This is a genomic window from Streptomyces sp. CC53 (assembly GCF_001865245.1).
Taxonomy (GTDB): domain Bacteria; phylum Actinomycetota; class Actinomycetes; order Streptomycetales; family Streptomycetaceae; genus Streptomyces.
In genome coordinates this window covers 1-3,866 of the sequence record NZ_MKXB01000094.1, presented here as the reverse complement: position 1 = coordinate 3,866, position 3,866 = coordinate 1, and the positions used below count along the sequence as shown (strand labels likewise).

The following is a 3,866-nucleotide window of genomic DNA, read 5'->3' as shown; positions in this document are numbered from 1 at the left end:
CCTGTGTAGCGACTGGGATTCCAGGCCACACCCCCGCCCGGCACCTGACGCAGCGTCGAGTCCGCGCGGCCGGCCAGTCGGCACCCCGAGGTCGGCCTCGCAGCACTCCACCCGGACCACCCTACGGCCAGGCCAGCAGGCTTCCCTGCCGGCCTGGCCGCGAGCCTACCGCACAACCGCCCCACCGGGGGCGGGAATCGGCCAACTTCTACCCCGGTGCATGAACCTGCGCCGAACGTGATGCATCACAGTGATGCACTGTGTAGAGTCTGGGACCAGGCATCACCCCCCGGACCTCATCAGGACTCCGGGATTCCCTCTTTCTGGCTGCGCGCCACATTCTGTGAAAGGGAGTCTTCCTGTGGCTATGACGAGGCGTGACCTGCGCCCCCATCAGATTGAAACCGTGGACGCCATCAAGCGCGGTCTCGATGTCCCTCCGGGCGGTATTCCGGTGAACGGTCTGCGCGGGCAGGTGATTTCCGCGTGCGGCACCGGGAAGACCATCAGTGCGGCTTTCGCTGCCCGCGAGATGCTCCCGAAGGGCCGGATCCTGGTGGTGGTGCCGACGCTGGACCTGCTCACGCAGACGGTGCGGGAGTGGCGCCGGGTGGGGCACCAGGGGCCGGCGGTGGCGGTGGGCGGGGTGGAGGGCGATCTGGAGCTGTGGTCGCTGAAGGTCCGCGCCACCACGAACCCGGTGCGGCTGGCGCTGTGGCACGCGAGCGGGCCGGTCGTCATCTTCAGCACGTACGCCTCCCTGGGCGTGCTCGGGGAGGCGTTCGCGGGGGCCTACGGCCAGCGGCTCGGCCGGCTGGACCTGGCGGTGGTCGATGAGGCGCACCGCACGTCGGGGTCGCTGGGCAAGGCGTGGGCGGACATCCACGACCAGGACATCATTCCGGCGGACCGGCGGCTGTATCTGACGGCGACGCCGCGGATCTGGCAGGAGCGGCCGGCGCACTGGCAGCTGGCGGAGGGGGCGCATGATCCGCTGCCAAAGGAGATGGCGGCCTCGATGGACGATGAGGCGATCTTCGGGCCGGTCCTGTACAAGCTGTCGCTCGCGTCGGCGGTCTCCCGCGGGTTGCTGGCGCGGTATCAGATCATCGTCGTGGAGCTCCAGGACCCGGTGGTCACCCCGGAGCGGCTGCGGGGGGAGGACCGCCACAGCGAGGAGGTGCGCGGGCAGCGGCTGGGGGCGCTTCAGGCCGCGCTGCTGCGGACGATGTCGGATCACGGTCTGAGCACGTGCATCACCTTCCACCACCGGACGATGGAGGCGCAGGCGTACGCCGAGGGGCTGAAGGACGTGGCGGCGAAGCTGCACGCCGACCAGCCGGAGAAGTACCCGCGGCGGATCTGGGCGGACTGGCTGTGCGGGGATCACGTCGCCGAGCGGCGGCGGGAGGTACTGGGCGGGTTCGGGTCCACGGCGCTGCGGGCGGTGCTGTCGAACTGCCGGGTGCTGGGTGAGGGGGTGGACATCCGGGCGGTGGACGCGGTGGCGCTGCTGGACCCCAAGGGCGCGCCGCACGACATCGTCCAGGCCATCGGGCGCGCTTTGCGGCAGAAGCCGGGGGAGGGGAAGGTGGCCTCTTTGATCGTGCCGGTATTCCTTCAGCCCGGCGAGAAGCCGGAAGATATGTTCACCTCCGGTTCGTATCGGCCTTTGGTGAAGGTACTTGAAGGGCTGCGTGCGCATGATGAAGAGGCGGTGGAATTGCTGGCCATTCCGCAAGAGCCGCAGAAGCGCATGGTGCAGCCGTCGGTGAATATCGGTGAGGAGCCCGGAGAAGGCGAGGAGGAATCGCGTGTGCTGTTGCGGTTCTCGGCTCCGCGTGACCCGGTGATGGTCGCGGACTGGGTCAGCTTCAACGTGATCGACACGGAGCGGCAGGACTGGGCGCGCGGGTGGGCGAAGCTGAAGGCGTTCACGGAGCGTGAGGGGCATGCGCGCGTGCCGTACGGTCACCGCGAGGGGGCGACACCGCTGGGGCAGTGGGTCGCGGAGCAGCGGCGCGCTTACGGGGCGGGGGAGCTGAGCGGGCAGCGGGTGCAGCGGTTGGAGCGGCTGGGCATGGTGTGGTCGGTGGCGGACGCGCGGTTCCAGGAGAACCTGGAGGCGGCCCGTGCGTACTTCGATGAGCACTGGACGCTGTGTGCGCCGCGGACGGCGACGGCGCTGGACCGGCCGGTGGGGCAGTGGCTGGCGAACTTGAGGCGGCCCGGGGCGCTGGACGAGCACCCGGAGTGGAGGGCGGCGCTGGAGGAGGTGGACGAGCACTGGAACCCCGAGTGGCCGGCCACCTGGCAGCGGCACTACGCCGCGCTGCGCGAACTCCTCAGCGACGAGCACGGCCAGGCCGACGGGCAGGCCGACGTGATGCCCGGGGTCACCGTGCACGGCATGGACATCGGCCGGTGGCTGGCCCGGCAGCGCCGGCCCGAGGTGTGGACAGGGCTGCTGGAGCAGCAGCGCACGCTGCTCCAGCAGCTCGGTATCGCGCCGCTGCCGCCGGAGCCCGAAGCGCCCGCCGCGAAGGCCACCACCGCGGCTTCCAGCGCCTTCGAGCGGGGCGTTGCGGCCCTGGCGCAGTACAAGGCCCGTACGGGCTCCGTGGTCGTCTCCAGGAGCCACGTGGAGCGGTTGGAGGACGGGACAGAGGTCCGGTTGGGGGTGTTTCTGAGCAACAGCAAGAGCAGGCGCGCCAAGCTCGCTGCGGACAAGCTCCGGGCGCTGGCCGACCTGGGACTGGAGTGGGCGGCCACGGAAGGAACGGCGTGATGGCTACGGCTGACGGCCGACGACCTGTCCGAGTGGGCATGGCTCACCGAGAACCTGCCGATGGCGGGCGTGCTCGGTGACGCGGGGTACGTCGTGTACCGCGAGGACGGCGCCGAACTCGGCATCATGCTGCGGTGGCAGGGAGGCTGGCACGTCGAGTACCTGGACGAGGTGTTCGAAGGCGACTACGTGTGCGTCACCGGACAGGCGCGCCGCGACCAGATCGCCGTCAACTACCTGTGGGACGCCCACACCTCAGCGCTCCGCCGCCTCGCGGCGTACTCGCGCCGCATGCCGGTGCGCAAGCCGGGCGAGTCCGAGTCCGACCACCGCGCCCGGATCAACCAGGCGCACGCGGAGATGGAGGCCGAGCGCCAGGCCGCGCTCGCCTCCATCCGGGGCGAGCAGCCGCACACCCTCGCGGCCTGACCCCCGTACGGGGGTCCCGTCGGTGGCCCGGACATCGTGCCGGGCCACCGACCCGACCACCGAACACACGTCAGCCGCGTACGACGCAGCATCCACAGCGAGCAGGGGCGGCCCCGGCCGTACTGCGTCCCGTCACCGGGGACCGGGGCCTTGCCCTCACACCCCATTCCGGCACGGGCCGCCCCCGACCCTACGACACCCGACCCCCAGGGCCCCTTCAGCCCGCAGCCGCTCGGGGCCGCCGGCCCAGCACTCCACGCTCCCGGTAGGCAGCCAGGTCAAGCTGCCCCGTCTGGTGGAGCGGAGTCGTCCCTGCATCCGCCTGCGCGGCCGTGACCCGGGGCGCTTCCGCCGGCGGCCGCGGAACGTCGGCCGGCGCAGGCTTCGGTCCGTGTCCGAGCGGGCGGCGTGCAGTGCTGCTCATGACCGGAGATCGTACGGCTACCGTCGCTGCCCGCGTGGGCGAAGCGTGACGGCGCCCGCTCGCCGCCAGACCGGAGACGGGGTCCGGGAAGGACGCGGCAGCCTCGCGGGAGCGGGCGGCTATGGCCCGGCGATCAGCCACAAGATGAGCGCGGCGTCGAGATCCCGCGCGTACCGGTACACGACGCTGATCCCGCGGCCGCCGGTGCGCTGGGGGAGCAGCTCG

At 71.4% G+C, this 3,866-nt stretch carries 2 protein-coding genes; both read left to right on the top strand.

Translation table 11 applies throughout. From position 1 onward, the window contains the following. Window positions 1-367: 367 nt before the first annotated feature. Window positions 368-2,788, top strand: coding sequence for a DEAD/DEAH box helicase (locus tag BJP40_RS08325; RefSeq protein WP_071279831.1), 2,421 nt, complete (start codon window positions 368-370; stop codon window positions 2,786-2,788). Window positions 2,789-2,848: 60 nt separating this feature from the next. Continuing rightward, complete coding sequence (locus BJP40_RS08320) at window positions 2,849-3,217, top strand: hypothetical protein (RefSeq protein ID WP_071279830.1); 369 nt, start codon at window positions 2,849-2,851, stop codon at window positions 3,215-3,217. Window positions 3,218-3,866: the final 649 nt, after the last annotated feature.

Coding starts and splice junctions, on each gene's coding strand:
- BJP40_RS08320 (WP_071279830.1), top strand. CDS start 2,849: ATGGCGGGCGTGCTCGGTGACGCGGGGTACGTCGTGTACCGCGAGGAC.
- BJP40_RS08325 (WP_071279831.1), top strand. CDS start 368: ATGACGAGGCGTGACCTGCGCCCCCATCAGATTGAAACCGTGGACGCC.